Genomic DNA, 1,873 nt, shown 5'->3' with positions numbered 1-1,873 from the left:
CATGCTCACGGTTGATGAGGACCTCCTCGCTTGATAGCTGGTTGCTCCTGTCCTGTGCAGCGATCCGCTCGTCCGGCGCGCGCTGCTCGCCGTCGCGCCAGATCAGGGGACGAAAGGACTCTGCGGGATCCGAGGCTTGGTGATGGTGCCCAGTTGGCACGAAAGACGATGCCACAACAGCGTCGTCTTCATTAGCTTTCCCAGGGGGGAGATACTCTGGCCAACTGTATTCCTCCTGCGGGTCCCCCTTGCTCTCAAGACTTTGAAATTTAAATGGGTCCCCGGGAGCAACATCTGGCGCTGACTGGCCGAGCCGCTTGATCTGCTGGTGAAACGTCCCAACGGGGCTTTCCTTAACCGCGTCTCGGGCCTGTCGGTCCATGAGTTCAAAGTTCGTGAGATTATTTGCCGTTCCGAATGTATCGTCACCCCTGAGGCGGGTTTGTAGTGCCTGCCGATTGACGGCGAGGTTGTTGAGGTTCAGGTCATCTGGCTGCGATTGCAATCGCCCAACCAGCGCCCGCGTGCCGTCCACCACGTAGACTCCGCAATCCCGCTCGTTGCTCTGCTGGGCGATGCGGAGCGAGCTGGTGTCCAGGCTGGCGCCCAGATTTTTTGCGAGGTCTCCTGCAAGCGTGTCATTGCATCCCTTGAAGGAGTCATAATGATAGGCAACCGGGCGTTCCCGGTCGCTGCGATCAACGAACAGCAGCGACCAATGGGTGCCGCGCTCCTCAAGAGTCGTACCGGCATCGCTCACTGGCACGAACAGGAAGTCGGCTGTGTCGTTACCGTTCTGATTATGGACGATGCGCTGGAATGCGCTTAGCCTGTCGCTCTCGGAGCCCAAGCGCAGATGATAAATGGCTACGAGGGGATCCACGAACCGCGTCCGGGCGGCGAGATCTGGATTGTTCCCCTGCAACTCCTGCTCCAGGAACTGGTAATCCCTCTGGATATGTTCGTCGCCTAGCCATTCCAACGCGCCGAGCACCCGCCCGTCTTTAGCTTTCCCAGGGGGCTTCTCTGGCCGACCCAATGCCTCCTGCGGCCCGCTGCGCTGCGCAGCGGCGTCCCTAATGGCACCAGCCTCCATGCCGACTGCGTCTTCCGGACGAGCAGCAAGGGCAATTTCGCGCCCGGGTGCGGCGTACGGCGGGAACCTCCGGAGATGAGCTAGTGCACTGATCCCACCGGAGTTGTTATAGCGCCTGGCATCTTCATCCAGCGACCCCTCGTGAAGCCGAGCCGCAATCCCCGGCTTGTTGTTTTCAACCAGGTATTCACTGAAACGTCTAGGAGCAGATCCACAGGTCTGAATGGTACCGGGATTCGGCCCGGTCGGCGCTGCCTTGTACTCTTTGATGGGAGCCGCTGTGTAATCTCTGATGAGCGCGGCGTCGGCAGGGTCGGGATTATTCAGGACAGCGGCGCGGTCCAGCACTGGCGCTCCGCCCGCCCACGTCTTGAGATGACCCACTGCTCTAGCCACGTCCGAGGAGCCACTCTTGCTCTCGTACTCCTTGAGATCCGGATCCAGCGACTCCTCGTGAAGCCGAGCAGCAAATCCCGGCCTGTTATTATCAATGAGCCAACGACCAAAGCCGAGAAGAGAATTTACATGGCGCTTGACCGTGCTCTCCAATGCTGACCTCAGCCCTTCGACAAGGGTCGCATCGTTGGAATAAAGAGGACGCTTGTCGGGACCGGAGACCCCTATTGGAGGATCTGGCTGCACCGCCGCCGGCACAGAACGAGCAGGGTCACGCAACTCGAACGGTGCGGGGGGATTCAGATCAACCACTGACGAATCCGGCGCATCATGATGGCGCGCCGTTGAGTCACCCGGCTGCAGCACCGAGGCACCTAGCAT

Annotated in this window: 1 protein-coding gene; it reads right to left on the bottom strand. The window is 60.1% G+C overall.

The genetic code is table 11. From position 1 onward, the window contains the following. Positions 1-1,804: Ulp1 family isopeptidase (locus tag NKH52_RS35260; RefSeq protein WP_352968516.1), on the bottom strand; the 1,804-nt coding region annotated here is incomplete at its 3' end. Between the last annotated feature and the right edge of the window lie 69 nt (positions 1,805-1,873).

Source organism: Mesorhizobium sp. M1066, from assembly GCF_040318635.1.
GTDB lineage: Bacteria > Pseudomonadota > Alphaproteobacteria > Rhizobiales > Rhizobiaceae > Mesorhizobium.
This window is presented reverse-complemented; position numbering and strand designations above follow the sequence as displayed.